At 65.8% G+C, this 25672-nt stretch carries 27 protein-coding genes and 1 tRNA gene; 20 read left to right on the forward strand and 8 right to left on the reverse strand.

Going from position 1 to position 25672, the window contains the following annotated elements; genetic code table 11:
- The first annotated feature begins 31 nt into the window (after positions 1–31).
- From HWX22_RS01900 to HWX22_RS01915, 4 genes are all read left to right on the forward strand, one after another.
- The gene (locus HWX22_RS01900; protein ID WP_059526091.1) at positions 32–571 is read left to right on the forward strand and encodes a PTS sugar transporter subunit IIA; all 540 of its coding nucleotides are present in this window, start codon (positions 32–34) and stop codon (positions 569–571) included.
- Positions 572–690: 119 nt separating this feature from the next.
- Entirely contained in the window at positions 691–1659 is a 969-nt protein-coding gene (gene hprK, locus HWX22_RS01905; protein WP_011353227.1) for an HPr(Ser) kinase/phosphatase, read from the forward strand.
- 77 nt (positions 1660–1736) lie between these two features.
- On the forward strand, positions 1737–2645 hold the full coding sequence (rapZ, locus tag HWX22_RS01910) for an RNase adapter RapZ (RefSeq protein WP_059526093.1): 909 nt from the start codon (positions 1737–1739) through the stop codon (positions 2643–2645).
- 26 nt (positions 2646–2671) lie between these two features.
- Complete coding sequence (locus HWX22_RS01915; RefSeq protein WP_059526095.1) at positions 2672–3307, forward strand: LON peptidase substrate-binding domain-containing protein; 636 nt, start codon at positions 2672–2674, stop codon at positions 3305–3307.
- Between the two features lie 120 nt (positions 3308–3427).
- Here the strand turns inward: HWX22_RS01915 and mutY are convergent, their stop codons facing one another.
- Positions 3428–4534 (reverse strand): A/G-specific adenine glycosylase, encoded by a 1107-nt coding sequence (gene mutY / locus HWX22_RS01920; RefSeq protein WP_175909352.1) that lies wholly within the window; start codon positions 4532–4534, stop codon positions 3428–3430.
- Positions 4535–4571: 37 nt separating this feature from the next.
- Positions 4572–5399 (reverse strand): bifunctional DNA-formamidopyrimidine glycosylase/DNA-(apurinic or apyrimidinic site) lyase, encoded by an 828-nt coding sequence (gene mutM / locus HWX22_RS01925; protein ID WP_059526099.1) that lies wholly within the window; start codon positions 5397–5399, stop codon positions 4572–4574.
- A gap of 86 nt (positions 5400–5485) precedes the next feature.
- Here mutM and HWX22_RS01930 point away from each other — a divergent pair, with 86 nt between their 5' ends.
- The 8 genes from HWX22_RS01930 (at position 5486) to hisC (ending at position 12663) form a co-directional block, all read left to right on the forward strand.
- Positions 5486–7309, forward strand: coding sequence for a tetratricopeptide repeat protein (locus HWX22_RS01930; protein ID WP_059691460.1), 1824 nt, complete (start codon positions 5486–5488; stop codon positions 7307–7309).
- Positions 7309–7929, forward strand: coding sequence for a lipoprotein insertase outer membrane protein LolB (gene lolB / locus HWX22_RS01935; RefSeq protein WP_175915045.1), 621 nt, complete (start codon positions 7309–7311; stop codon positions 7927–7929). Before HWX22_RS01930 ends, lolB begins: the two co-directional genes overlap by 1 nt.
- A 27-nt stretch (positions 7930–7956) precedes the next feature.
- On the forward strand, positions 7957–8838 hold the full coding sequence (gene ispE, locus HWX22_RS01940; protein WP_175909349.1) for a 4-(cytidine 5'-diphospho)-2-C-methyl-D-erythritol kinase: 882 nt from the start codon (positions 7957–7959) through the stop codon (positions 8836–8838).
- 53 nt (positions 8839–8891) lie between these two features.
- Positions 8892–8968, forward strand: a tRNA-Gln gene (locus HWX22_RS01945).
- A gap of 44 nt (positions 8969–9012) precedes the next feature.
- A complete protein-coding gene (locus HWX22_RS01950; RefSeq protein ID WP_059526106.1) occupies positions 9013–9975 on the forward strand; it encodes a ribose-phosphate pyrophosphokinase in 963 nt (320 codons plus the stop codon).
- 162 nt (positions 9976–10137) lie between these two features.
- Positions 10138–10746, forward strand: coding sequence for a 50S ribosomal protein L25/general stress protein Ctc (locus HWX22_RS01955; protein ID WP_059819993.1), 609 nt, complete (start codon positions 10138–10140; stop codon positions 10744–10746).
- Between the two features lie 120 nt (positions 10747–10866).
- Positions 10867–11466 carry an aminoacyl-tRNA hydrolase gene (gene pth, locus HWX22_RS01960; protein WP_059526108.1) on the forward strand — a complete coding sequence of 200 codons (600 nt, stop codon included), beginning with the start codon at positions 10867–10869 and terminating at the stop codon, positions 11464–11466.
- 129 nt (positions 11467–11595) lie between these two features.
- Positions 11596–12663: a histidinol-phosphate transaminase gene (gene hisC / locus HWX22_RS01965; RefSeq protein WP_175914959.1), complete on the forward strand. Its 1068-nt coding sequence runs from the start codon at positions 11596–11598 to the stop codon at positions 12661–12663.
- A gap of 64 nt (positions 12664–12727) precedes the next feature.
- Here the strand turns inward: hisC and HWX22_RS01970 are convergent, their stop codons facing one another.
- The 3 genes from HWX22_RS01970 to rsmD form a co-directional block, all read right to left on the reverse strand.
- Positions 12728–12994: a YfhL family 4Fe-4S dicluster ferredoxin gene (locus HWX22_RS01970; protein ID WP_175914960.1), complete on the reverse strand. Its 267-nt coding sequence runs from the start codon at positions 12992–12994 to the stop codon at positions 12728–12730.
- 59 nt (positions 12995–13053) lie between these two features.
- Complete coding sequence (coaD, locus tag HWX22_RS01975; RefSeq protein WP_006398238.1) at positions 13054–13551, reverse strand: pantetheine-phosphate adenylyltransferase; 498 nt, start codon at positions 13549–13551, stop codon at positions 13054–13056.
- 111 nt (positions 13552–13662) lie between these two features.
- Positions 13663–14277 carry a 16S rRNA (guanine(966)-N(2))-methyltransferase RsmD gene (rsmD, locus tag HWX22_RS01980; protein WP_175914961.1) on the reverse strand — a complete coding sequence of 205 codons (615 nt, stop codon included), beginning with the start codon at positions 14275–14277 and terminating at the stop codon, positions 13663–13665.
- Between the two features lie 202 nt (positions 14278–14479).
- On the opposite strand from rsmD, the gene ftsY reads away from it, so the two are divergent.
- On the forward strand, positions 14480–15640 hold the full coding sequence (ftsY, locus tag HWX22_RS01985; protein ID WP_059526120.1) for a signal recognition particle-docking protein FtsY: 1161 nt from the start codon (positions 14480–14482) through the stop codon (positions 15638–15640).
- Between the two features lie 92 nt (positions 15641–15732).
- Here ftsY and maiA read toward each other — a convergent pair whose 3' ends face one another.
- Positions 15733–16377 (reverse strand): maleylacetoacetate isomerase, encoded by a 645-nt coding sequence (gene maiA / locus HWX22_RS01990; protein WP_175914962.1) that lies wholly within the window; start codon positions 16375–16377, stop codon positions 15733–15735.
- A 181-nt stretch (positions 16378–16558) separates the two neighbouring features.
- On the opposite strand from maiA, the gene ybiB reads away from it, so the two are divergent.
- Positions 16559–17533: a DNA-binding protein YbiB gene (gene ybiB, locus HWX22_RS01995; RefSeq protein WP_175914963.1), complete on the forward strand. Its 975-nt coding sequence runs from the start codon at positions 16559–16561 to the stop codon at positions 17531–17533.
- A gap of 394 nt (positions 17534–17927) precedes the next feature.
- Positions 17928–19574 (forward strand): 2-isopropylmalate synthase, encoded by a 1647-nt coding sequence (leuA, locus tag HWX22_RS02000; RefSeq protein ID WP_175914964.1) that lies wholly within the window; start codon positions 17928–17930, stop codon positions 19572–19574.
- A gap of 143 nt (positions 19575–19717) precedes the next feature.
- Here the strand turns inward: leuA and HWX22_RS02005 are convergent, their stop codons facing one another.
- Positions 19718–20101 carry a nuclear transport factor 2 family protein gene (locus HWX22_RS02005; protein ID WP_059526129.1) on the reverse strand — a complete coding sequence of 128 codons (384 nt, stop codon included), beginning with the start codon at positions 20099–20101 and terminating at the stop codon, positions 19718–19720.
- Positions 20102–20146: 45 nt separating this feature from the next.
- Complete coding sequence (locus HWX22_RS02010) at positions 20147–20716, reverse strand: acyloxyacyl hydrolase (protein WP_175914965.1); 570 nt, start codon at positions 20714–20716, stop codon at positions 20147–20149.
- 361 nt (positions 20717–21077) lie between these two features.
- Here HWX22_RS02010 and rpoH point away from each other — a divergent pair, with 361 nt between their 5' ends.
- The 5 genes from rpoH to cydX all read left to right on the forward strand — a co-directional run bounded on the left by rpoH (position 21078) and on the right by cydX (position 25535).
- A complete protein-coding gene (rpoH, locus tag HWX22_RS02015) occupies positions 21078–22013 on the forward strand; it encodes an RNA polymerase sigma factor RpoH (RefSeq protein ID WP_059691452.1) in 936 nt (311 codons plus the stop codon).
- Positions 22014–22341: 328 nt separating this feature from the next.
- Positions 22342–22620, forward strand: a complete 279-nt coding sequence (cydP, locus tag HWX22_RS02020) for a cytochrome oxidase putative small subunit CydP (protein WP_059526138.1) — start codon at positions 22342–22344, stop codon at positions 22618–22620.
- Positions 22610–24190, forward strand: coding sequence for a cytochrome ubiquinol oxidase subunit I (locus tag HWX22_RS02025; protein ID WP_059819811.1), 1581 nt, complete (start codon positions 22610–22612; stop codon positions 24188–24190). Before cydP ends, HWX22_RS02025 begins: the two co-directional genes overlap by 11 nt.
- A gap of 31 nt (positions 24191–24221) precedes the next feature.
- Positions 24222–25358 (forward strand): cytochrome d ubiquinol oxidase subunit II, encoded by a 1137-nt coding sequence (gene cydB / locus HWX22_RS02030; RefSeq protein WP_175909327.1) that lies wholly within the window; start codon positions 24222–24224, stop codon positions 25356–25358.
- Positions 25359–25412: 54 nt separating this feature from the next.
- Positions 25413–25535 carry a cytochrome bd-I oxidase subunit CydX gene (gene cydX, locus HWX22_RS02035; protein ID WP_059526148.1) on the forward strand — a complete coding sequence of 41 codons (123 nt, stop codon included), beginning with the start codon at positions 25413–25415 and terminating at the stop codon, positions 25533–25535.
- Positions 25536–25672 lie beyond the last annotated feature (137 nt).

The raw sequence follows: 25672 nt of genomic DNA on the forward strand, positions 1-25672 counted from the left end.
TTGGGTGCGGTAGCTGCCTTGCAGGTTTCCGATGCCGAACGCCTTGATATCGCCGAACATGGAAAATCAGTCTGCCGCCGCAAGGAGACCCCAGGCCGCCCAATCGCCTGCCAACATGAATCGCCTAGCCAAAATCCTGCCCATAGAGAACGTCGTCATCGACCTCTCCGTCACCAGCAAGAAACGCGTCTTCGAACAAGCCGGGCTGATGTTCGAGAATCAGAACGGCATCGCCCGCAGCACCGTCACGGACAACCTGTTCGCGCGCGAGCGCCTCGGCTCGACCGGGCTCGGCGAAGGCGTCGCGATTCCGCACGGGCGCATCAAGGGTCTCAAGCACCCGCTCGCCGCGTTCGTCCGGCTCGCCGACGCGATCCCGTTCGAAGCCCCCGACGGCCAGCCCGTCGGTCTCCTGATTTTCCTGCTCGTCCCCGAGCAAGCCACCCAGCAGCACCTCGAGATCCTGTCGGAAATCGCGCAACTGCTGTCCGATCGCGACGCGCGCGAGCGTCTGCACAACGAAACGGATATTGCCGAGTTGCATCGCCTGCTCACTCAGTGGCAACCTTGAGTTGATCCGGGCGGAATTTTTCCGGTACGAGGCGGCACGCGCCGCCTTCCAGGGCCGCCCGGCATGGCGACGTCCGTCGCCGCGCGCCTGAACACCGGCCCATTGGAGTGACGAGAGTCATGGATACGTCCAGCATCAACGCCCAGAGCATCTTCGACGACAACGCGGCCACGCTGAAGCTGAGCTGGCTGACGGGGCATGAAGGCTGGGAGCGCGGTTTTTCGGCCGACACCGTCGGCAACGCAACGTCGAGCGCCGACCTCGTCGGCCACCTGAACCTGATCCACCCGAACCGGATCCAGGTGCTCGGCGAAGCCGAAATCGACTACTACCAGCGGCAAACCGACGAAGACCGCTCGCGCCACATGGCCGAGCTGATCGCCCTCGAGCCACCGTTCCTCGTCGTCGCCGGCGGCGCCGCGGCACCGCCCGAACTCGTGCTGCGCTGCACGCGCTCGTCCACGCCGCTGTTCACGACGCCGATGTCGGCCGCTGCGGTGATCGACAGCCTGCGGCTCTACATGTCGCGGATCCTCGCGCCGCGCGCGACGCTGCACGGCGTGTTCATCGACATTCTCGGGATGGGCGTGCTGCTGACCGGCGATTCGGGCCTCGGCAAGAGCGAGCTCGGCCTCGAGCTGATCAGCCGCGGCCACGGCCTCGTCGCCGACGACGCGGTCGATTTCGTCAGACTTGGCCCCGATTTCGTCGAAGGCCGCTGCCCGCCTCTGCTGCAGAACCTGCTCGAAGTGCGTGGCCTCGGCCTGCTCGACATCAAGACGATCTTCGGTGAAACAGCGGTGCGCCGGAAAATGAAGCTGAAACTGATCGTCCAGCTCGTGCGTCGCCCGGACGGCGAATTCCAGCGCCTGCCGCTCGAAAGCCAGACGGTCGACGTGCTCGGCCTGCCGATCAGCAAGGTCACGATCCAGGTGGCGGCCGGCCGCAACCTCGCGGTGCTCGTCGAGGCGGCCGTGCGGAACACGATCCTGCAGTTGCGCGGAATCGACACGTTGCGCGATTTCATGGATCGGCAACGACTCGCGATGCAAGATCCCGATAGTCAGTTCCCCGGCAAGCTCGTGTAACGCTCCCACGCGCCGGCCTCGCAGCGCCGACGCGTCGAGCCGGTGCTATGATGAAACGTCAGGATTCTCTGCTTCCCATGCGCATCGTCCTCATCACCGGCATCTCCGGCTCAGGCAAGTCCGTCGCGCTGAACGCGCTCGAAGACGCAGGCTACTACTGCGTCGACAACCTGCCGCCGCACGTGCTGCCCGAACTCGCCCGCTACCTGGCCGACGGCGGCCAGCACCGGCTCGCGGTCGCGATCGACGCGCGTTCGAGCGCGTCGCTGGACGAAATGCCCGGCCTGATCCGCGCGCTGTCGCTCGAGCACGATGTCCGCGTGCTGTTCCTCAACGCGAGCACGCAGGCACTGATCCAGCGCTTCTCCGAAACGCGCCGGCGCCACCCGCTGTCCGGCTCGCCGTCGCACGACGCGAACGTCGGGCTGCTGTCCTCGCTCGAGGAGGCGATCGAGCGCGAACGCGAGCTGGTCGCACCGCTCGCCGAATTCGGTCACCAGATCGATACCAGCACGCTGCGCGCGAACGTGCTGCGCACGTGGGTCAAGCGCTTCATCGAACAGAAGAACAACGACCTGATGGTGATGTTTGAGTCGTTCGGCTTCAAGCGCGGCGTGCCGCTCGATGCCGACCTGATGTTCGACGTGCGCGCGCTGCCGAACCCGTACTATGACCATGAGCTGCGCCCGCTCACCGGGCTGGACCAGCCGGTCATCGCCTTCCTCGACGCACTGCCGATCGTCCACCAGATGATCGACGACATCCATGCGTTCCTGACGAAATGGCTTCCGCACTTTCGCGAAGACAACCGCAGCTACCTGACCGTCGCCATCGGCTGCACGGGCGGTCAGCATCGCTCGGTGTTCATCGCGGAAACGCTCGCCGCGCGCCTCGCGCACGATGCGAACGTGATCGTGCGGCATCGTGACGCGCCCGTGGATGTCGACGCGTCGTCGCGGCTCGTCGCCGAGGTCGAACGACCTTAGCGACACCGCCCTCTTGCCGGTGCGCCATGTCCACGCTATCGACCACCCTGATCGACCTGCCGCTGTTTCCGCTGCACACGGTGCTGTTCCCCGGCGGCTGGCTGCCGCTCAAGGTGTTCGAGGCGCGCTATCTCGACATGTCCCGCGCATGCCTGCGCGACGACGCACCGTTCGGCGTGTGCCTGCTGAAGAGCGGGCCCGAAGTCGCGCAGGACGGCGCCGTGTCGGTGCCCGAGACGATCGGCTGCATGGCGCGCATCACCGAGTGCGATACCGGCGAGTTCGGGATGCTGTACCTGCAGGCGATCGGCACGCAGCGATTCGAGCTGCTGTCGTATCGCGTCGAAGGCAACGGGCTGCTGGTCGGGATCGCGGAGCCGTTGCCCGACGACATTCCGCTCGAAGGCGAACAAGCGCTGGCGCAATTCGGCTCGTGTGCCGAAGTGCTGGAGCGCATCATCGAAGCACTGAAGAAATCCGAACCGGACAAGATGCCGTTCGGCGAACCGTTCCGCCTCGACGACCCGAGCTGGGTATCGAACCGCCTCGCTGAACTGCTGCCGCTCGACCTGCGTGCGCGGCAGAAATTGATGGAATTTCCGGACGTCGGCGCGCGGATCGATGCCGTGCACCATGTGCTCGACCGGCACGGATGGCTGTAAGCCGCGGTCGGCCAAGCGCGCCGCGGCGGCATCGCCGAGCGGATCATCCTGGCGGGCAAAACACCCGCTGCGGCCCGGCGCATCGGTGAGCGCGGTCCGCGCCGCACCCTTCCCCTTTCTTTACAGCAGCGGCCCGCTCAACGCATCGAGCAGCTTGCGCACGGGCGCCGGCACGCCGTACGCATCGAGCCCCGCCAACGGCACCCACGCCGTCTCGGCATCCTGCGCGTGCGTGAACGGCTGCTCGCCGTTGGCCACATCGCTCAGCCGCGGCTCGATCTCGAGCCGGAAATGCGTGAACGTGTGCGTGAACGGCGCGAGCGGCACCGGGCCGCCACCGCCGAAGCCGCGTGCGAGTTCCGCGAGTGCCGCATCGCCGTCTGCCTGCGGCAGGCACCACAGGCCGCCCCAGATGCCGGCCGGCGGACGCCGCTCGAGCAGCACGGCGTCGCCATCGCGCAGCACGAGCATCCAGGTCTTGCGCGTCGGCACGGCCTTCTTCGGCCGCGCGGCCGGCAGTTCGCGCTGCCGCCCCGTCGATTGCGCGACGCAGTCGCCCGCGAACGGGCAGCGCGCGCAATCCGGCTTGCCGCGCACACACAGCGTCGCGCCGAGATCCATCAGCCCTTGCGTATAGGCACTCACGTCGGCCGCGTTCGCGGCATCCGGCAGCAGCGATTCCGCAAGCGCCCACATGTCGTTCTCGACGCGCTTTTCGCCCGGAAAGCCTTCGACGCCGAACACCCGCGCCAGCACGCGCTTCACGTTGCCGTCGAGGATCGTCGCGCGCGCGCCGTACGCGAACGAAGCAATCGCCGCGGCCGTCGAACGGCCGATGCCCGGCAGTTCGGCGAGCGCTTCCGGCGTCGACGGGAATACGCCGCCATGCTCGGCGACGACGACCTGCGCGCAGCGATGCAGGTTGCGCGCGCGCGAGTAGTAGCCGAGCCCGGCCCATAGCGCCATCACGTCGTCGGACGGCGCGGCCGCGAGCGCGGCGACGTCGGGAAAGCGCTCGAGAAAGCGCGCGTAATACGGGACGACGGTCGAGACCTGCGTCTGCTGCAGCATGATTTCCGACAGCCAGATCCAGTAGGGATCGCGGGTGTTCTGCCACGGCAGGTCGTGGCGGCCGTGCACGCGCTGCCAGGCAATCAGGCGCGTGGCGAACGTGCGATGCAGCGGCGTGACGGGGAACGGAGCGGGTGCAATGCGGGGCGGCTTCAAGTGTTCGAATCTTTGGAAAGTGGTTGCAACGCGCGACTCAACGCTGACAGGTCGGGCAGAAATAGGTCGAGCGCTGCCCCTGCACGATCTGGCGGATCGGCGTGCCGCATGCGCGGCAAGGCAGCCCTGCACGATCGTAGACGAAGCAGTCGAGCTGGAAATAGCCGCTTTCGCCGTTGCTGCCGACGAAATCGCGCAGCGTGCTGCCGCCGCGCTCGATCGCGTCGGCGAGGGTCGCGCGCACCGCGTCGGCCAGCCGCTCGTAGCGCGGCAGCGACACCTTGCCGGCGGCGGTCGTCGGCCGGATGCCCGCGCGAAACAGGCTCTCCGACGCATAGATGTTGCCGACGCCGACGACCATGTCGCCCGCGAGCAGCGCCTGCTTGACCGACACCGTGCGGCCGCGCGTGCGCGCGTGCAGCAGCGCGCCGGTGAACGCCGGCGAGAACGGCTCGACGCCGAGGCTCGCGAGCAGCGGATGCGCATGCACGTCGCCCGCTTCGCGCGGGTGCCATAGCACCGCGCCGAAACGGCGCGGATCGCGGAACCGCAGCACGAATTCGTCGAAGATCCAGTCGATGTGATCGTGTTTTGCAGCGACCGGCACGCCGGCCGCGGGCAGCACGCGCAATGTGCCCGTCATCCCGAGATGAACGATGAACCAGCCCGCGTCGACCTCGAACAGCAGATACTTGCCGCGACGCTCGACGGCGAGCACCTCGCGCGCGCGCAATTGCTCGGCGAGCCCCGCCGGCACGGGCCAGCGCAGCATCGCGGTACGGACGTCGACACGCTCGACGCGGCGGCCCGCGACAAAGGGCTCGATGCCCCGGCGCGTGACTTCGACTTCTGGCAACTCTGGCATGTTTTGCGGGTCTGAGACTGGATTCACGATCGTGCGTGTATTGTAGCGAGCGCGTTACAATCGGTTGAAACATCGAACGGATTTCCATGACCTTGCCCTCGAAGCTGCTTCTGAAGCGCCCCGCCGCCGTGCGCGGCGCGCGCGCCTTCCCGGTCCGCCGTGCGCTCGGCGCCGCGCTGTTCGCCGCGTGGACCCTCACCGCCTTCCCGGCTCACGCGCAGAATCCGGCATCGGACGACGCGGAGCCGCAGGGCGCGTTCGAGCACGTGTTGCCGGACGAGAAAAAGGATCTCCCGGGCGTCCCGCTGACAAGCCAGATCGTCTACCAGGTACTGGCCGCCGAGGTCGCGCTCCAGCGCAACCAGCCTGCGCCGGCCTACCAGACCTACCTCGCGCTCGCCCGCGACACGCGCGACCCGCGCATGGCGCAGCGTGCGACCGAAATCGCGCTCGGCGCGCAAAGCCCGGCCGACGCGCTGTCCGCGGCCGATCTGTGGCGCCAGTACGCCCCCGGCTCGAACCGCGCATCGCAAGTCGACGCCGCGCTGCTCGTGCTCGCAGGCAAGCCGGCCGACGCACAGCCGATGCTCGCACGCGAACTGGCCCGCGCGACCGGCGAAACGCGCGGCCCCGCGATCCTCGCGCTGCAGGCACTGCTGGTGCGCGGCTCCGACCGCGTCGGCGGCCTCGCGGTGTTGAAGGACATGCTGAAGAACGACATGAACCGCCCCGAGGCGCAGCTCGCGATCGCGCGGCAGCAACTCGCGGTCGACGACAAGGAAGGCGCGGCGCAGTCGCTGAAGCAGGCGCTGCAGATCCGCCCCGACTATCTGCCGGCAGCGCTGATGCTGTCGCAGATGGGGCCGGCCGAGCGCAAGGCCGGCATCGCGTCGTTCGAGAAATATGTTCAGCAGAATCCGAAGTCGCGCGATGCGCGACTCGCGCTGTCGCAGCTCTATCTCGCCGACGACCGTCTCGACGACGCGCAGAAGCAGTTCGAGACGATGCGCAAGCTCGACTCGAAGGACCCGACGCCGCTGATGGCGCTCGCGCTGATCAAGATCCAGCAGAAGAAACTCGACGACGCGACCGCGTACCTCAAGCAGTACGTGCAGCTCGGCGACAAGCAGCCGAACCTCGACGTCGGTCAGGGCTACATCTACCTCGCGCAAATCTCGATCGAGCAGGGCAACGACGCGCAGGCGTCGCAATGGCTCGACAAGGTCGACCAGACGAGCCAGCACTACCTGCCCGCGCAGATCACGCGCGCGCAGCTGCTGCAGAAACAGGGCAAGACCGACGAGGCGCGCAAGGTGCTCGACGACCTGCCGATCAGCGATCCGCGCGATGCGGCCGTGGTCGCACGTACCGATGCGTCGATCCTGTTCACCGCGAAGCGCTATCCGGAAGCCGAGGCGCGACTCGCGCAGGCCGTCCAGGATTTCCCGGACGATCCCGACCTGCGCTACGACTACGCCATGGCGGCCGAGAAGACCGGCCACTACGCGGCGATGGAAAAGCAACTGCGCGAGCTGATCCGCACGCAGCCCGACAACCCGCAGGCGTACAACGCGCTCGGCTATTCGCTGGCCGATCGTAACCAGCGCCTGCCCGAGGCGAGCAAGCTTATCGACAAGGCGCTGTCGCTCGCGCCGAACGACGCGTACATCATGGACAGCCTCGGCTGGGTGAAGTATCGGATGGGCGACACGGCCGGCGCGACGAAGGTGCTGCGGCGCGCGTACGAGTTGCAACCCAACGCCGAGATCGGCGCGCACCTCGGCGAAGTGCTGTGGAAGAGCGGCGCGCAGGAAGACGCGCGCGTCGCGTGGCGTGCCGCGCAGAAGCTCGAACCCGACAACGACACGCTCGTGCAGACGCTCAAGCGCCTGCAGATCAACGGCCTTTGATGCGGATGCTCCCGATGTTTTCCTCGTCTTCCCGCGCGCTGCGCACGCTGGCCGCGGCCGGCGCCGCGCTCGCGCTCGTCGGCTGCGCGAGCACTCCGCCGTCGGCGAATGCGCCGTCGGGCGCCGTGCTGCAGACGGCCGCGGCACACACGTATCACGGCCGCTTCGCGGTGCAGTACAGCGACCGCCTCGGCCGACCGCAGAACGTCTACGGCAACTTCGACTGGCAGGAACACGGCGACGACGTGTCGCTGGAACTGCGCAGCCCGCTCGGCCAGACGCTCGCGGTCGTGAAATCGACGCCGCAGGCCGCATCGCTCGAACTGCCGAACCGCCAACCGCAATACGCGACCGACGTCGGCGAACTGATGCAGAACGCGCTCGGCTTCTCGCTGCCGCTGGCCGGTCTGCGCTATTGGCTGCTGCCGACGCCCGCGCCCGCAACGCCCGCGCAGACGGTGCGCGACCCGGCGGACACGACGCACGTCAAGCAGATTCGCCAGGACGGCTGGACGATTGACTATCTCGCCTACGCGGACGCACCGGCCACGGGCGTCAAACGCGTCAACCTCGTGCGCGCGACGCCGCCGCTCGACATCAAGCTCGTGCTCGACCAGTAAGCACGTGAACCTAGCCCCGACATACGCATGACCGATTCGACCCGCTCGCTGCGCAACTGCCTTGCGCCCGCGAAACTCAACCTGTTCCTGCACATCACCGGCCGTCGACCGAACGGCTATCACGATCTGCAGAGCGTGTTCCAGCTGCTGAACTGGGGCGATACGCTGCACTTCACGCTGCGCGACGACGGTCGCGTCGCACGCGTCACCGACGTGCCGGGCGTGCCCGAGGAGAGCGATCTCGTCGTGCGCGCAGCCAACCTGCTGAAAACGCACACGGGCACCGCTGCCGGCGTCGACATCGAGATCGACAAGCGCCTGCCGATGGGCGCGGGCCTTGGCGGCGGCAGCTCCGACGCGGCGACGACGCTGCTCGCGCTGAACCGCCTGTGGCAACTCGATCTGCCGCGCACGGAACTGCAGTCGCTCGCGGTGAAACTCGGCGCGGACGTCCCGTTTTTTGTTTTTGGAAAAAATGCGTTCGCAGAGGGTATCGGAGAAGAATTAGCTGAGGTAGAATTGCCGACTCGCTGGTTCTTGGTTGTGACGCCACGCGTTCATGTCCCCACCGCTGAAATTTTTTCAGACGAGTTGTTGACAAGAGATACGAAGCGCGTCACAATTACGGACTTTCTTGCACAGCAAAACAGCGATGCGGGATGGCCAGACAGTTTCGGCCGGAACGACATGCAGCAAGTTGTGACAAGTAAGTACGCGGAAGTTGCGCAGGTGGTCAAATGGTTGTATGATGTGACCCCCGCGAGGATGACCGGCTCCGGAGCAAGCGTGTTTGCAGTGTTTCATAGCAGGCACGAGGCAGAAGCGGCGAAAGCCAAGCTGCCCACCGGTTGGAACGGTGCAGTTGCCGAGAGCCTGAACGAGCATCCGCTCTTCGCTTTCGCGTCATGAAGTTTTGCTTTATCGGATGGCCTACAAGTCCGGTAAAGTTATCAGTTGAGTGTAGGGGAGTCGCCAAGTTGGTCAAGGCACCGGATTTTGATTCCGGCATGCGAGGGTTCGAGTCCTTCCTCCCCTGCCAAAAATTTTCCCGCATTTCCCGCCTAAGCCTGAAGCAGGTGCACGATGAGCAGCCACAGCCATGATGGCTTGATGGTCTTTACTGGCAACGCGAATCCCGCGCTCGCCCAGGAAGTCGTCAATATCCTTGGAATCCCCCTCGGCAAAGCAATGGTCAGCCGTTTCTCCGACGGCGAGATCCAGGTCGAGATCCAGGAAAACGTGCGCGGCAAGGACGTCTTCGTCCTGCAATCCACGTGCGCGCCGACGAACGACAACCTGATGGAACTGATGATCATGGTCGACGCGCTCAAGCGTGCGTCCGCCGGCCGGATCACTGCCGCCATCCCCTACTTCGGCTATGCCCGCCAGGACCGTCGCCCGCGCTCGGCGCGCGTCGCGATCTCGGCGAAGGTCATCGCGAACATGCTGGAAATCGCCGGCGTCGAGCGGATCATCACGATGGATCTGCACGCCGACCAGATTCAAGGCTTCTTCGACATCCCGGTCGACAACATCTACGCAACGCCGATCCTGCTGGGCGACCTGCGCAAGCAGAACTACTCGGATCTGCTCGTCGTGTCGCCGGACGTCGGCGGCGTGGTCCGTGCCCGGGCACTCGCGAAGCAGCTCAACTGCGATCTCGCAATCATCGACAAGCGTCGTCCGAAGGCGAACGTCGCCGAAGTGATGAACATCATCGGTGAAGTCGAAGGCCGCACCTGCGTGATCATGGACGACATGGTCGATACGGCCGGCACGCTCTGCAAGGCAGCGCAAGTGCTGAAGGATCGCGGTGCGAAGCAGGTGTTCGCGTACGCGACGCACCCGGTTCTGTCGGGTGGCGCCGCCGAGCGTATCGCCGCATCGGCACTCGACGAGCTGGTCGTCACCGATACGATCCCGCTGTCGGCCGAATCGCTCGGCTGCTCGAAGATCCGCTCGCTGACGAGCGCGAGCCTGCTGGCCGAAACGTTCTCGCGGATTCGCCGCGGCGATTCGGTGATGTCGCTGTTCGCGGAATCCTGATCGCGGAACGACACGACAAAGCATGCGCGGAAAGCGAAGCGGCAACGCTTCGCTTTTTGCACAATCGGACGGGATAGACGAAACCCTGTCCGTTTCATCGGGGGCCGCCATTTCGCCGGCCCCGTTTTACTGCCTGGTCGCGGGCAGCTAATGGAGAATCACATGAAAGTCGTCGCTTTCGAGCGCCAAGAGCAAGGTACGGGTGCGAGCCGCCGCCTGCGCAACGCCGGTAAGACCACGGGTATCGTCTACGGTGGCGAAGCAGCCCCGCAAAAGATCGAACTCGATCACAACGCGCTGTGGCACGCGCTGAAGAAGGAAGCCTTCCACTCGTCGATCCTCGACCTCGAAGTGGCTGGCCAGTCGCAACAGGTTCTGCTGCGCGACGTGCAATACCACCCGTTCAAGCAACTCGTGCTGCACGTGGACTTCCAGCGCGTCGACGCGAAGAAGAAGCTGCACACGAAGGTGCCGCTGCACTTCCTGAACGCTGAAGTCAGCCCGGCAGTGAAGCTGTCGAGCGCAATCGTCTCGCACGTCGCGACGGAAATCGAAGTCGAGTGCCTGCCGTCGGCTCTGCCGGAATTCCTCGAAGTCGATCTGTCGAAGATCGAAGCAGGTCAGTCGCTGCACGCGAAGGACATCGCACTGCCGAAGGGCGTGGCGCTGGTCGCGCACGTCGACGCGGAAAACCCGGTTGTCGCATCGGCGACGGTCCCGGCTGGCGCCGTGTCGGACGCAGCAGGCGAAGGCGAAACGCCGGCTGCCTAAGCGGCCGCCTACGCGCCCGTTCGATCCGTTTCAAGAAACGGTCGACGCAACCCGCCGCGGCTTGCCCGGCGGGTTTTTCTTTTTCTGCGCCCAGGCGGGCGCTGCCGCCTACGAAACGTCATGATCAAACTGATCGTCGGCCTCGGCAATCCCGGGGCGGAATATACTGCGACGCGCCACAACGCCGGCTTCTGGCTGATCGACCAGCTCGCCCGCGAAGCCGGCGCGACGCTGCGCGACGAGCGCCGCTTCCATGGCTTCTACGCGAAAGCGCGCCTCCACGGCGAGGAAGTCCACCTGCTCCAGCCGCAAACCTACATGAACCGCTCCGGCCAGTCGGTCGTCGCGCTCGCGAGTTTCTTCAAGATCCTGCCCGACCAGATCCTCGTCGCACACGACGAACTCGATCTGCCGCCCGGCACGGTGAAGCTGAAGCTCGGCGGCGGCAGCGGCGGCCACAACGGCCTGAAGGACATCACCGCGCATCTGTCGTCGCAGCAGTACTGGCGCCTGCGCATCGGCATCGGCCATCCGCGCGACCTGATCCCGGAAGGCGCACGCGCCGGCGCAAAACCCGACGTCGCGAACTTCGTGCTGAAGCCGCCGCGCCGCGAGGAGCAGGACGTGATCGACGCATCGATCGAGCGCGCGCTCGCCGTGATGCCGATGGTCGTCAAGGGCGAACTCGACCGCGCGACGATGCAACTGCATCGCAACTGACTTCCACCGCACTGGCATGGTGCAACGTGCCGTCCGGCGGCGCCGAGCGGTATCTCCGTCGTGCGCAATCGCGCACCGCAGCGTCCACATGCGGTAATCTGGTCGTTTTTGCCCGTAAGGAGCCAAGCGGTGAGCCGTTACTGGAGCGACGTCGTTCAGCAACTCGTGCCTTACGTGCCGGGCGAACAGCCCGCGCTCGCACACCCCGTCAAGCTGAACACCAACGAGAATCCCTATCCGCCTTCGCCGCGCGTCGTCGCGGCGATCGCACGCGAACTCGGCGACACCGGCGACACGCTGCGCCGCTATCCCGACCCGCTCGCGCGCGCACTGCGCGAGACGGTCGCGGCCCATCATCGCATCAAGCCCGAGCAGGTCTTCGCCGGCAACGGCTCCGACGAAGTGCTCGCGCATGCGTTCCAGGCACTGCTCAAGCATGACCGGCCGCTGCGCTTTCCCGACATCTCGTACAGCTTCTACCCCACCTACGCGCGCCTGTACGGTGTAGAGACCACGGTCGTGCCGCTCGCGGACGACTTCTCGATCCGTGTCGAAGACTATCTCGACGATGCGGGCGGCGTGCTGTTTCCGAACCCGAACGCGCCGACCGGGCGCGCGCTGCCGCTCGCGGACATCGAACGGATCGCGGCCGCGAACCCATCGTCGGTCGTGCTGATCGACGAGGCGTACGTCGATTTCGGCGCACAATCCGCGATCACGCTGATCGACCGCCATCCGAACCTGCTCGTCGTGCACACGACGTCGAAGGCGCGCTCGCTCGCCGGCATGCGCGTCGGCTTCGCGTTCGGCGATGTCGCGTTGATCGACGCACTGAATCGTGTGAAGGACAGCTTCAATTCCTATCCGCTCGACCGGCTAGCGCAGGTCGCCGCGCAGGCGGCATACGAAGACACCGACTACTTCGGTGCGACCTGTCGACGCGTGATCGACAGCCGCGTGCGGCTCACGCATGCGCTGGAGGCACTCGGTTTCGACGTCGTGCCGTCGGCCGCGAATTTCGTGTTCGCGCGCCATCCCGCGCACGATGCGGGCACGATCGCGGCAAAGCTGAAGGATCAGGAAATTTTCGTACGGCACTTCCGGGCGCCACGCATCGACCAGCATTTGCGCATCACCGTTGGCACCGACGCCGAATGCGACACGCTCGTCGCGGCATTGCGCGACCTGATCGGCTGAAGCGAAGGGGGAAGTGGAACCGGCGCCAGGCGGCGCCGGCCAAGCAATTCGCGACGCGCGCGCGTCACTGCGCGTCGTCGCTCTTCGCGGCGGTCAACGCGTGATATTTCGCCATCAACTGCGCATGCGATTCTTCATGCTGCGGATCGCGCGGAATGCATTCGACCGGACACACCTGCTGGCACTGCGGTTCGTCGAAATGGCCGACGCATTCGGTGCACTTGTTGGGGTCGATCACGTAGATATCCGGGCCCATCGAAATCGCGCCGTTCGGGCACTCTGGCTCGCACACGTCGCAATTGATGCACTCGTCGGTAATCATCAAAGACATACTGATCTCACTTCTTCAGGCCGGCGGCCGGCTTCGCAACGAAACCGGCCGGCGCCGCGTCACGCGGCCGGGCCTCCCATCGCGGCGACTTTCTCGGTCAGCCACTTCTCCACGGACGGAAACACGAACTTGCTGACATCGCCGCCCAACTGCGCGATTTCGCGCACGATCGTCCCCGAGATGAACTGATACTGATCGGACGGCGTCATGAACATCGTCTCGACGTCGGGCAGCAGATAGCGGTTCATCCCCGCCATCTGGAACTCATATTCGAAATCGGACACGGCACGCAGGCCGCGCACGATCACGCGCGCATTGTTGGTGCGGACGAAGTCCTTCAACAGGCCCTTGAACCCCATCACCTTCACGTTCGGATAATGGCCGAGCACCTCGTTCGCAATCTTCAGACGTTCTTCCAGCGAGAAAAACGGCTTCTTCGCGCGGCTGTCGGCAACACCGACCACCAGCGTATCAAAAATGCTCGACGCACGCCGCACGAGGTCTTCGTGCCCGCGCGTCAGCGGATCGAACGTACCGGGATACACGGCGACTACCATGTCGCTCCTCCTGTCATCACGCAAACGGGGTGGCAGCCGTGCGACGCGCACGCCGCTGCCGAGATGGGCATGCGTCGCCTTTGCGGCGCGCCGCCTCGTATGGAACGCGCATTATTCATCATTTTCGCGCCGCAGCAAATGATAGTGAACCGCACCCGCCTTGCCGTGCTTCACCACCTGCCAACCGGCCAGCGCTTCGTGCGCGTTCAGGTCGAGCTCAGCCCCCGTCTCGACGTACAGCGCGCCATCCCGCGCGACGAGCGGCGCCGCCAGCGCGATCGCGCGCTCGAGCACGGCCGCCTCACCGAACGGCGGATCGAGGAACACGACGTCGAACGCGCCCGGGGTCAGCCCGGCCGCGAGCCGCAGCGCGTCGGCTTCCGCGACCTCGACCGAGCGTGCACCGAGCTTGTCCTTGATCGCGCGCAGCTGCTGCGCCGCGCGTGGGTGGCGCTCGACCATCACGACGCTCGTCGCGCCGCGCGACGCGGCCTCGAATCCGAGCGCGCCGGTGCCCGCGAACAGGTCGAGGCAGCGCCGGCTTTCGAGATCCTGGCCGAGCCAGTTGAACAGCGTCTCGCGCACGCGATCGGGCGTCGGCCGCAGGCCGTCGAGATCGAGCACGGCGAGCGGCGTGCGCTTCCAGTCACCGCCGATGATGCGGATCGTGTGCGGCTTGCCGCGACCAGGGGGGGCCGTCGGGCGGCCGGAAGAGGAACGGGACATACGGAATATCGACGACGGAGGGACCGGGTGCGCGGGAGGGCGCACCGCCAAACAGGCGCACGTTACCACAGCGACGGCACCGGCTGACGCGAGTGCGCCGCCGCACTGATAAAATGCACGGTTTCGGCCGCCGTGCGCACGCATGACGGCCCCTCCGGCGCTCCGCCCTGGCGGCGCCCCGCCCTCTTCCCGACGTCAGACCATGTTCAGCTTCTTCAAACGATTCAAGAAAACGCAGGAGCCCGACTCCGCGGAATCGCAATCGATCGATGCGCCGCAACCGGACGAACCGTCCGACTCGCCCGCCGCCGACGCGCGCCAGGCGATCGAAGCGCCGCCAGCGCCCGCGCAACCGCAGCCGGCCGCGCCGGCCGTCGTGATGACGGTCACGCCGACCAACGACGGCAGCGACGAAGTCGTCGAAGCGGTCGAGATCGTGCCGCCGCCGACGCAGGACGCCTCCGCGAAGAAATCGTGGCTCGCACGCCTGAAGTCGGGCCTCGCGAAGACGGGCTCGAGCATTACCGGCGTGTTCGTCAACACGAAGATCGACGAGGACCTGTACGAGGAGCTCGAAGCCGCGCTGCTGATGGCCGACGCCGGCGTCGATGCGACCGAGTACCTGCTCGGCGCGCTGCGCGAGAAGGTGCGCGCGGGGCGGTTGACCGATCCGCAGCAGGTGAAGGGCGCGCTGCACGACCTGCTCGTCGAACTGCTGAAGCCGCTCGAGAAATCGCTGATGCTCGGCCGCGCGCAGCCGCTCGTGATGATGATCACGGGCGTGAACGGCGCAGGCAAGACCACCAGCATCGGCAAGCTCGCGAAGCACCTGCAGAGCTTCGACCAGTCGGTGCTGCTGGCTGCGGGCGACACGTTCCGCGCGGCCGCGCGCGAACAACTGGCGGTCTGGGGCGAGCGCAACAACGTGACGGTCGTCCAGCAGGAAAGCGGCGACCCGGCCGCGGTGATCTTCGACGCGGTCAGCGCCGCGCGCGCGCGCAGGATCGACGTGATGATGGCCGACACGGCCGGCCGCCTGCCGACGCAGCTGCACCTGATGGAAGAGCTGAAGAAGGTGAAGCGCGTGATCTCGAAGGCGCACGATGGCGCGCCGCACGAGGTGCTGCTCGTGATCGACGCGAACACGGGCCAGAACGCGCTCACGCAGGTGAAGGCATTCGACGATGCGCTCGGCCTCACGGGCCTGATCGTCACGAAGCTCGACGGCACCGCGAAGGGCGGCATTCTCGCCGCGATCGCACGGCAGCGCCCGGTGCCCGTCTACTTCATCGGCGTCGGCGAGAAGGTCGAGGATCTGCAGCCGTTCAGCGCGGTGGAATTCGCGGACGCGCTGCTCGGCTGAACGCCGCCGGCCCGCACCGCAGGGGGCGCCTTCGGGCGCCCTTTTTCATGCGCATCCGGAAGCCGTCGGCCGGCGCGGGCGGCCCCGCGACGTCATTCGGCGTCGGGCTGCACGCCGGGCTCGGCGGCCTTGAACGCGTCGAGCGTCGATGCATGATCGGCGATCCGCTGGATCGTCGGAAAACACGTCGTGTCGATCGAGAAACGGTTCGCGTTGAACACTTGCGGCACGATGCAGATATCGGCGAGCGTCGGCGTGTCGCCGAAGCACAGCTTGCCGGTGCGCGGATCGTTCGCGAGGCGCGTCTCGAGCGACGCGAAACCCGCCTCGATCCAGTGCCGGTACCAGTCGTTCTTCGCTTCCTCCGACACCTTCAGCGTGTGCTTCAGGTACTTGAGCACGCGCAGGTTGTTCAGCGGATGGATCTCGCACGCGACCTGCAGCGCGATCGCCCGCACATACGCGCGGTCGACCGGCTGCTTCGGCAACAGCGCCGGTTCGGGATGCGTTTCCTCGAGATATTCGATGATCGCGAGCGACTGCTGCAGCGTGGCATCGCCGTCGATCAGCGTCGGCACGACCGCATCCGGATTCACCGCGCGGTAGGCGTCCTTCAATTGCTCGCCGCCGTCGCGCAGCATGTGCACGGGAACCGTGTCGTACGGCAGCTGCTTCAGGTTCAGGGCGATCCGCACGCGGTACGACGCGGAACTGCGGAAATAGCTGTAGAGCTTCATGGGATGTCTCTCTGGATCGTATTCGGCCGGCGACGGCGTCCGCAGCGCACGCGGCACCACCGGGAACCCGAGTTTAGCGCGCCGCGCCGCGTCGGCGCGCGCAGCCGTGCCCGTGCGATACTCGGGGCATTCCTTACCGCTCACCGCGCGGCCCAATGCCGGCCGCCCGCCCCACGCCCCGATGACCGCTCCCCTCGACTCCGCAGCCTCTCCGTTCCCTTGTGCCCGCTTCATCAAGGAAATCGGCCGCGGCCCGCACGGCGCACGCGCGCTGTCCGCCGAAGACACGTTCGAGCTTTATCGCGCGATGCTCGACGCGCGCGTGTCGGACGTCGAACTCGGCGCGATCCTGATCGCCTATCGTCTGAAGGGTGAAAGCGCCGACGAACTGGCCGCGATGCTCGCCGCCGCGCAGGCGTCGTTCGAACCCGTGCACGTGCAGGATGCCGCGTTCCGCCCGGTGTCGATCCCGAGCTACAACGGCGCGCGCAAGCAGCCGAACCTGGTGCCGCTGCTCGCGCTGCTGCTCGCGCGAGAAGGCGTGCCGGTGCTCGTGCACGGTGTCGAGCGCGATCCGGGCCGCGTGACGAGCGCGGAGATCTTCTCGGCGCTGTCGATCCCGCCGTCGACGTCGCACGACGCGATCGAGGACATGCTCGCGGAACGCCGCGTCGCGTTCGCGCCCATCGCCGCGCTGGCGCCGCGCATCGCGCGTCTGCTGTCGCTGCGCGGCGTGCTCGGCGTGCGCAACTCGACGCACACGCTCGTGAAGATCCTGCAGCCGTTCGCGCCGGCCGGCTTGCGGCTCGTCAACTACACGCATCCGCCGTACCGCGACAGCCTCGCGCAACTGTTCCGCGATCACCCGGACGCCGCACTCGGCGGCGCGCTGCTCGCGCGCGGCACCGAAGGCGAAGCGGTGGCCGACACGCGGCGCCAGGTGCAGGTCGACTGGCTGCACGACGGCGTATGCGACACGCTGATCGAGCACGAGCGCTCGTCGAGCGACGCGCCGCCCGTCGCGCTGCCCGAATCGCGCGACGCGGCCACCACGGCCGCGTGGACTGACGCCGTGTTGCGCGGTGAAATTCCGGTACCCGACGCGCTTGCGCGGCAGGTCGAGACGATCGTGCGAATCGCCCGGCTCGCACCGTGACCGGCATCCGGGGCCGGTACGCGGTCGCGCCGGCCATTCAACCGACCATTTGACACGCGCACGCATCCTGGCATAGAGTTGTCGCCATGCGTTCCTTTCCGAACACCCTCCGAATTACCTCCGGCCGCCTAGCGCGGTCGCTATCGCTACGACTAGCCTAAGGCTGTCGTAGCGCCGTGTGCTGTCCGCACGGTCCCTCCCTGCAGTTCCTCGCAGCACCCTTCTCGCAGTTTTTACAACCCGAAGTCGTCAGCATTCGTCCGTCCATCCGTCGGCCGATTCGCGAAGATCATCCGCATCCGCAGCGCGTTTCTGGCGCCACGGTGCGAGGCAGCGCCACCCGTCGCCCATGCCGCCCGTCTTCGCTCGCGACTTGAGACCCGAGGTCCAGAAGATGAAGCGCAACCCGCAAGACAAGTACCGTCCGTTCGAGCCCGTCCGCATCAATGGCCGCCGCTGGCCGACCCGCACCATCGAGCGTGCGCCGGTCTGGATGAGCACCGACCTGCGCGACGGCAACCAGTCGCTGATCGAGCCGATGAGCATCGAACAGAAGCTGGAATTCTTCGACATGCTGGTCGCGATCGGTTTCAAGGAGATCGAAGTCGGTTTTCCGTCGGCGTCGCAAACCGACTTCGATTTCGTCCGCAAGCTGATCGACGACAAGCGCATTCCCGACGATGTGACGATCGAAGTGCTCGTGCAGTCGCGCGAAGACCTGATCGCGCGCACCTTCGATGCGCTCGAAGGCGTGCCGCGCGCGATCGTGCACCTGTACAACGCGATCTGCCCGTCGTTCCGGCGCATCGTGTTCGGGATGTCGAAGGACGACGTGAAGGCGCTCGCGGTCGAGGGCACGCGACTCATCAAGGAACACGCGGCGGCCCGCCCCGACACGCACTGGACCTACCAGTATTCGCCGGAAACCTTCAGCATGACCGAGCTGACGTTCGCGCGCGAAGTGTGCGACGCGGTCGCGCAGGCGTGGCGGCCGACCCGCGATCACAAGATGATCGTCAACCTGCCGGCGACCGTCGAAGCCGCGAGCTCGAACGTGTTCGCCGACCAGATCGAGTGGATGGACCGCAACCTCGCGTATCGCGACAGCATCGTGCTGTCCGTGCATCCGCACAACGATCGCGGCACCGCGGTCGCGGCCGCGGAACTCGCGCTGCTCGCGGGCGCCGACCGCATCGAAGGCTGCCTGTTCGGCAACGGCGAGCGCACCGGCAACGTCGATCTCGTCACGCTCGCGCTGAACCTCTATACGCAGGGCATCGATCCGGGCCTCGATTTCTCCGACATCGACGCGGTGCGCCGCGTAGTCGAGCGCTGCAACCAGATCCCGGTGCATCCGCGTCATCCGTACGCGGGCGACCTCGTGTTCACCGCGTTCTCGGGCTCGCACCAGGATGCGATCCGCAAGGGCTTTGCGCAGCAGCGCCCCGACGCGGTGTGGGAAGTGCCGTATCTGCCGATCGACCCCGCCGACCTCGGTCGCAGCTATGACGCGGTCATTCGCGTGAACAGCCAGTCCGGCAAAGGCGGCGCGACGTTCCTGCTCGAACGCGGGATGGGCTTCACGCCGACGCGGCGCGTGCAGATCGAGTTCAGCCATGCGGTGCAGACGCTCGCCGACGCGTCCGGCGAGGAAGTGACCGGCGACGCGATCTGCGCGCTGTTCGCCCGCGAATTCTTCGAGACCGACGGCCCGGCCGCGCGCCACGGCGACGCCGCTCGCTGGCAGAACCGCGACATCGCGGGCACGCCGCCAGCCGGCGCGACACCCGAAGACGTCGTGCAACGCACGGCCGCGGCCTTCGCGACGGCGGCCGGCGCGACGATCGACGTCGCCTCGTGCGAACACGCGCGTACGACGGACGGACGAATTGCGGTATCGGTCGGCTGCCAGGTCGGCGATGCGCCGCTGCGGCATGGCGTCGGCGTGCACGCCGATGCGGCGAGCGCCGCGCTCGATGCGGTCGTCAGCGCGATCAACCGCTCGGCCTGGCAGTGCGCCGACCGCCGTGCGGCGGCCTGACCGGTAGATTTTCGTTTCAGGGTTCGAACGTCAGCGAGCGGTGCGTGACCGCCCGTGCGCCGCGCAATCCGCGTCGCACGGGCAATGAAAAGCGGCCCAGAAGGCCGCCTCGGTCGGGACACGAAAAGGAGCGCCACGCGCGCTCATGTCTCGGTCGCGCACCGCGTCGCCTGCCACGCCAGCAGGCGCCACTGCCCCTGCTCATGGGTATGGACGGCGGTATAGGCGATCGGAAACACCAGCCCGCCATTGTTCGTTTCCATCTCGATCAGTGCGCGCCCGGTGACGACGCAGGTTGCGTCGCCGACGGGCAGCAGGTCCTGCGACTGGATTTCGATCTGGCGATAGCGACGGCGGCCGGCGACGATGGCGTCGATGAACTGCTGCTTGGTTTCGCGTTTGCCGTTGGTGTGCACGAAGAACACCTTGTCCGACAATTGCGCCTCGAGCGCCTCGCCGTCCCCGTCGACCATCGCCCGGAATCGATCGCGCTCGAGCGCGCGAATCGCATCGACCACCTTCGCCATCGCCTGACTCCTCGGCAACGCGCCCGCCGTGCGCGGGCGTGCGGATCAGAAGTTGTACTGCACGTAGAACTGGTGGAAATTTATACCAGGATTCGGCTCTTTGATACCCGCGTTAGACACATGTTGAAAACGGTAGCCGAGCTGATACTGTTGCCGTTCTCCGAACTGCGCGCCGACGCCGACGACGTCCACGAACTGGAACGACGTCGCCAGCGACAGTTTGTTCGAGATCGTCGGGGACGTCAGGAAGCGGATGCCGGCGCCGGCCTCGACGAACGGACGCACCTGCCCCGCGCTCTTGATGAAGCGGAACATCGGCGTCGCACCGAATTCGCCGATGCTGCCATGAACATTGCCGCCCGTGTGCCAGTAGCCGGCGTGGCCTTCCATCACGAACGCGAAGTGCCAGCCGCCGATTTCCCACCAGTTCCAGCCCGGATCCCACACGACGCCGAGATCGGCCTTGTCGATCCCGTGGCGATCGGAAAACCCGCCGCCCGCCTGAATTCCCCATCGATCCGCGAACGCGGCACCCGATCCGCCCAGCAGCGATGCCGCCAGCAGCGCATGCACCGCAAGCCGGCTGCGGGGCCGGCAATTCTTCTTATTGTTCATCAGACACTCCAACTTTGTGGGTTGAATGGGGCCTTGCCGCCGCGGCCGGGCCCGAGCGAACTGAATGGTATGGTAAAGGACTTTTCGGATCGGCATCACGAAGCGAAATTGTTTGCTTCCAAAACTACAAAAATCGAAACCGTCTACTGATTACTATCAGAAACAACAACTTACGGAACTTCTACCGGCCAGTCCGGTCGCAAATTAGACTATCGATTCGACAAGTTCGATAGAGAATCGGGAACTTGGATGCCCGCACCCCCTCTAAGGAATTAGCACTCGGATTACGGGAGTGCTAAGATGGGCCCCGGAATCTCATCCGAGACCAGGGGTTTGTCCCTGATTCCAAAGGAGTTTTTTAGTGAGCCACGCCCTGACCCTTCCGAACACCCTGAGCCCGACGCCGGCCAAGGCCGAATCGGCAGGCTCGCTGGCGCTCGCGACTCAATCGATGTTGTCGGGCCAGCTCGGCAACATCGACGCGTACATCCAGGCCGTCAACCGGATCCCGCTCCTGACCGCCGAAGAGGAACGCCAGTACGCGACCGAATTCCGCGAAGACAACAACCTCGACTCGGCACGCCGCCTCGTGCTGTCGCACCTGCGGCTGGTCGTGTCGATCGCGCGCAACTACCTCGGCTACGGCCTGCCGCACGGCGACCTGATCCAGGAAGGCAACATCGGCCTGATGAAGGCTGTGAAACGTTTCGACCCGGCGCAAAACGTGCGCCTGGTGTCGTATGCGATCCACTGGATCAAGGCCGAGATCCATGAGTACATCCTGCGCAACTGGCGGATGGTGAAGGTCGCGACGACGAAGGCGCAGCGCAAGCTGTTCTTCAACCTGCGCAGCCACAAGAAGAGCATGCAGGCGATGACGCCCGAGGAAATCGACGGCCTCGCGCAAGAGCTCAACGTCAAGCGCGAAGACGTGACCGAGATGGAGACGCGTCTGTCGGGCGGCGACATCGCGCTCGAGGGCCAAGTGGAAGACGGCGAGGAGTCGTACGCACCGATCGCCTACCTGGCCGATTCGCACAACGAGCCGACCGCCGTGCTCGCCGCGCGTCAGCGCGACATGCTGCAGACGGACGGCATCGCGCAAGCGCTCGAGGCACTCGACGCGCGCAGCCGCCGGATCATCGAGGCGCGCTGGCTGAACGTCGACGACGACGGCTCGGGCGGCTCGACGCTGCACGATCTCGCGGCCGAGTTCGGCGTATCGGCGGAACGCATCCGCCAGATCGAAGCGAGCGCCATGAAGAAGATGCGCACGGCACTCGCCGAATACGCGTAACTCCGCGATTTAGAGCGCTTTACCCAAAACCGCTGCCCACCCGGCAGCGGTTTTTTTTCGTCTATGGTTTAGCCTCGATCACGCCGTATTAATCGACCTTATTGATCGGGTATCGGGCAAATTCCGGCCCCTTCCGCATAACCTTGATCTGCATCAAGTTTCGACACGTGCTTCGCGACGGTCTGCCGCAGCGCAACACTCGGCATCGGAAAGCCGGCATTTTAAAATTGGCATGTCGGCTTAAAAGGATTAAAACAGCTTAACTGCCGTCATAAATCCGACGTAGAGTCGCCCCAAAACCCACGTAAATCGATTCAGGATAATCGCCTTGATCTCGATCAATAAAGAGCCTGCGCCGCCTCCCCCGCAGGCCGCCGGCACGCTCGGCTGGCGCGCACGCATCGCCGCGTGGGCGCGCGGGCCGACCCTCATGCGCGACATCACGCTGGTGGTGATCGTCAAGCTGATCCTCCTGATGTCGCTCAAATACGCATTCTTCAATCATCCGCAGGCCAAGCACATGTCGCTGCCGCCTGCCGTCGTCGCCGAGAAGCTGCTCTCGGTGCCGGCGCCTGCATCTACCGAGGGAGACCACCATGATAAGTAGCGAAGTCGTCGATCTGTCGCGTCTGCAGTTCGGCATCACGGCGCTCTACCACTTCCTGTTCGTGCCGCTGACGCTCGGCCTGTCCTGGCTGCTCGTCATCATGGAAGCCGTCTACGTGATGACCGGCAAACAGGTCTACAAGGACATGACCCAGTTCTGGGGCAAGTTGTTCGGGATCAACTTCGCGATGGGCGTGACGACCGGCATCACGCTCGAATTCCAGTTCGGCACGAACTGGTCGTACTACTCGCACTACGTCGGCGACATCTTCGGCGTGCCGCTCGCGGTCGAAGGCCTGATGGCGTTCTTCCTCGAATCGACGTTCGTCGGCCTGTTCTTCTTCGGCTGGAACCGCCTGTCGAAGGTCAAGCACCTGATGGTCACGTTCCTCGTCGCGCTGGGTTCGAACCTGTCCGCGCTCTGGATCCTCGTCGCGAACGGCTGGATGAACAATCCGGTCGGCGCCGAATTCAACTACCAGACGATGCGCATGGAGCTGACGAACCTGTTCGATGTGCTGTTCAACCCGGTCGCCCAGGTGAAGTTCGTGCACACCGTGTCGGCCGGCTACGTGACGGCCGCGATGTTCGTGCTCGGCATCTCGTCGTGGTACCTGCTGAAGAAGCGCGACACCGATTTCGCGCTGCGCTCGTTCGCGGTCGCGGCAGGCTTCGGTCTCGCGTCGACGCTCTGCGTGATCGTGCTCGGCGACGAATCGGGCTACACGACCGGCGAAGTGCAGAAGATGAAGCTCGCCGCGATCGAATCGGAATGGGAAACCCAGCCGGCACCGGCATCGTTCACGCTGATCGGCATTCCGAACCAGAAGGAAGAGCGCACCGACTATGCGATCAAGATCCCGTACGCACTCGGCCTGATCGCGACGCGCTCGATCGACGAACCGGTGATCGGCCTGCGCGAGCTCGCAAAGCACAGCGAGGAACACATCCAGAGCGGGATGGTCGCGTACGGCGCATTGCAGAAGATCAAGGAAGGCGACACGAGCGACGCGACCCGCGCGCTGTTCGATCAGCACAAGCAGTATCTCGGCTACGGGCTGATGCTCAAGCAATTCACGCCGAACGTGGTCGATGCGACGCCGGAGCAGATCAAGGCCGCCGCGAAGAAGACGATCCCGCCGGTCGCGCCCGTGTTCTTCTCGTTCCGGATCATGGTGTTCCTCGGCTTCCTGTTCCTCGCGACCTTCGTCGCCGCGTTCTGGTTCTGCGCGCGCCGGCAGGTGCTGCAGGACAACCGCCGCTGGTTCCTGCGCTATGCAGTGTGGGCGATCCCGCTGCCGTGGCTCGCCGCGGAATTCGGCTGGGTCGTCGCCGAGCTCGGCCGCCAGCCGTGGACGATCGCGGGCATCCTGCCGACGCATCTGTCGGCATCCAGCCTGACGTCGACGGACCTGTACCTGAGCCTCGCCGGTTTCATCGCGTTCTACACGGCACTGTTCGTCATCGAGATCAAGCTGATGTTCAAGTACGCGCGTCTCGGCCCGTCCTCGCTGCATACCGGCCGCTATCACCACGAGCTGGCGGCCGCCGGCGAGCACGCGTCGGCCTGAGCGCGCACCTGAAACCGAACAAGGAATCGCTATGGACTATGCAACTCTCAAGCTGATCTGGTGGCTGCTCGTCGGCGTGCTGCTGATCGGCTTCGCCGTCACCGACGGCTTCGACATGGGCGCGACCGCGCTGCTGCCGTTCCTCGGCAAGACCGACGAGGAACGCCGCATCATCGTCAACACGGTCGGCGCGACGTGGGAAGGCAACCAGGTGTGGCTGATCACGGCCGGCGGCGCGATGTTCGCCGCCTGGCCACTTGTCTATGCCGCGTCGTTCTCCGGCTTCTACTTCGCGATGCTGCTCGTGCTGTTCGCGCTGTTCTTCCGGCCGGTCGGCTTCGACTATCGCAGCAAGCGGCCCGACCCGCGTTGGCGCGCCGGGTGGGACTGGGGCCTGTTCGTCGGCGGCTTCGTGCCGGCGCTCGTGTTCGGCGTCGCGTTCGGCAACCTGCTGCAGGGCGTGCCGTTCAAGTTCGACAGCGACCTGCGCGTGACCTACTACGGCGGCTTCTGGGCGTTGCTGAACCCGTTCGCGCTGCTCTGTGGGCTCGTCAGCCTCACGATGCTCGTCGCGCACGGCGCCGCGTTCATCAAGATGAAGACCGACGGCGTGATCGCACGCCGCGCGTCGATCGCGCTGCGCGTGTCGGCGCTCCTCGCGGTCGTGCTGTTCGTGCTGGCCGGCGTGCTGATCGCATCGACCATCGGCGGCTTCCACATCACGCACGCCGCGCCGACCGACACGGTCGCGAACCCGCTGCTCAAGGACGTCGCCGCCGGCTCGGGCCTGTGGCTCGCGAATTACGGCGAGTATCCGTGGATGATCGCGGCACCCGTCGTCGGGATCGCGGGCGGCCTGCTCGCGCTGCTGCTCGCCGGCTCGAAGCAGGAAAAGACGGCGTTCTTCTGCACCGGCCTGATGATCACCGGCGTGATCCTGACCGCAGGCTTCTCGATGTTCCCGTTCATCATGCCGTCGTCGCTCGACCCGCGCAGCAGCCTGACCGTGTGGGATTCGACGTCGAGCCACATGACGCTGCAGGTGATGCTGTTCGCGGTGATCGTGTTCCTGCCGATCATCCTGCTCTACACGAGCTGGGTGTACCGCGTGATGCGCGGCAAGGTCACGCATCAGTCGCTCGAAGAGAACAAGCACTCGATGTATTGAACCTGGCCGGGGCGCCCACGCGCCCTCGCCCACCGTTTCGCAAGGAGTCGGATCATGTGGTATTTCAGCTGGATTCTCGGTATCGGCGTCGCGCTGTCGTTCGGCATCGTCAACGCGATGTGGCTCGAAGCGCGGCAGAAGCCGCAGGAAGCGCCGGTGCGCGCACGCCGCGGCTGATCGCACGCGGGAAGGCGGCTCGCACCGCCCCTCCCGCCCGGAACGAACCTCGCGTCACGCGAGGTTTTTTTTCGTCCGTACCATCGGCGGCCCCGCGATTCCTCGATGCCAATTTAGCGCCAGATTGATACCACTTG

Source organism: Burkholderia sp. BCC1638 (assembly GCF_902833195.1).
Taxonomy (GTDB): Bacteria; Pseudomonadota; Gammaproteobacteria; order Burkholderiales; family Burkholderiaceae; genus Burkholderia; species Burkholderia diffusa.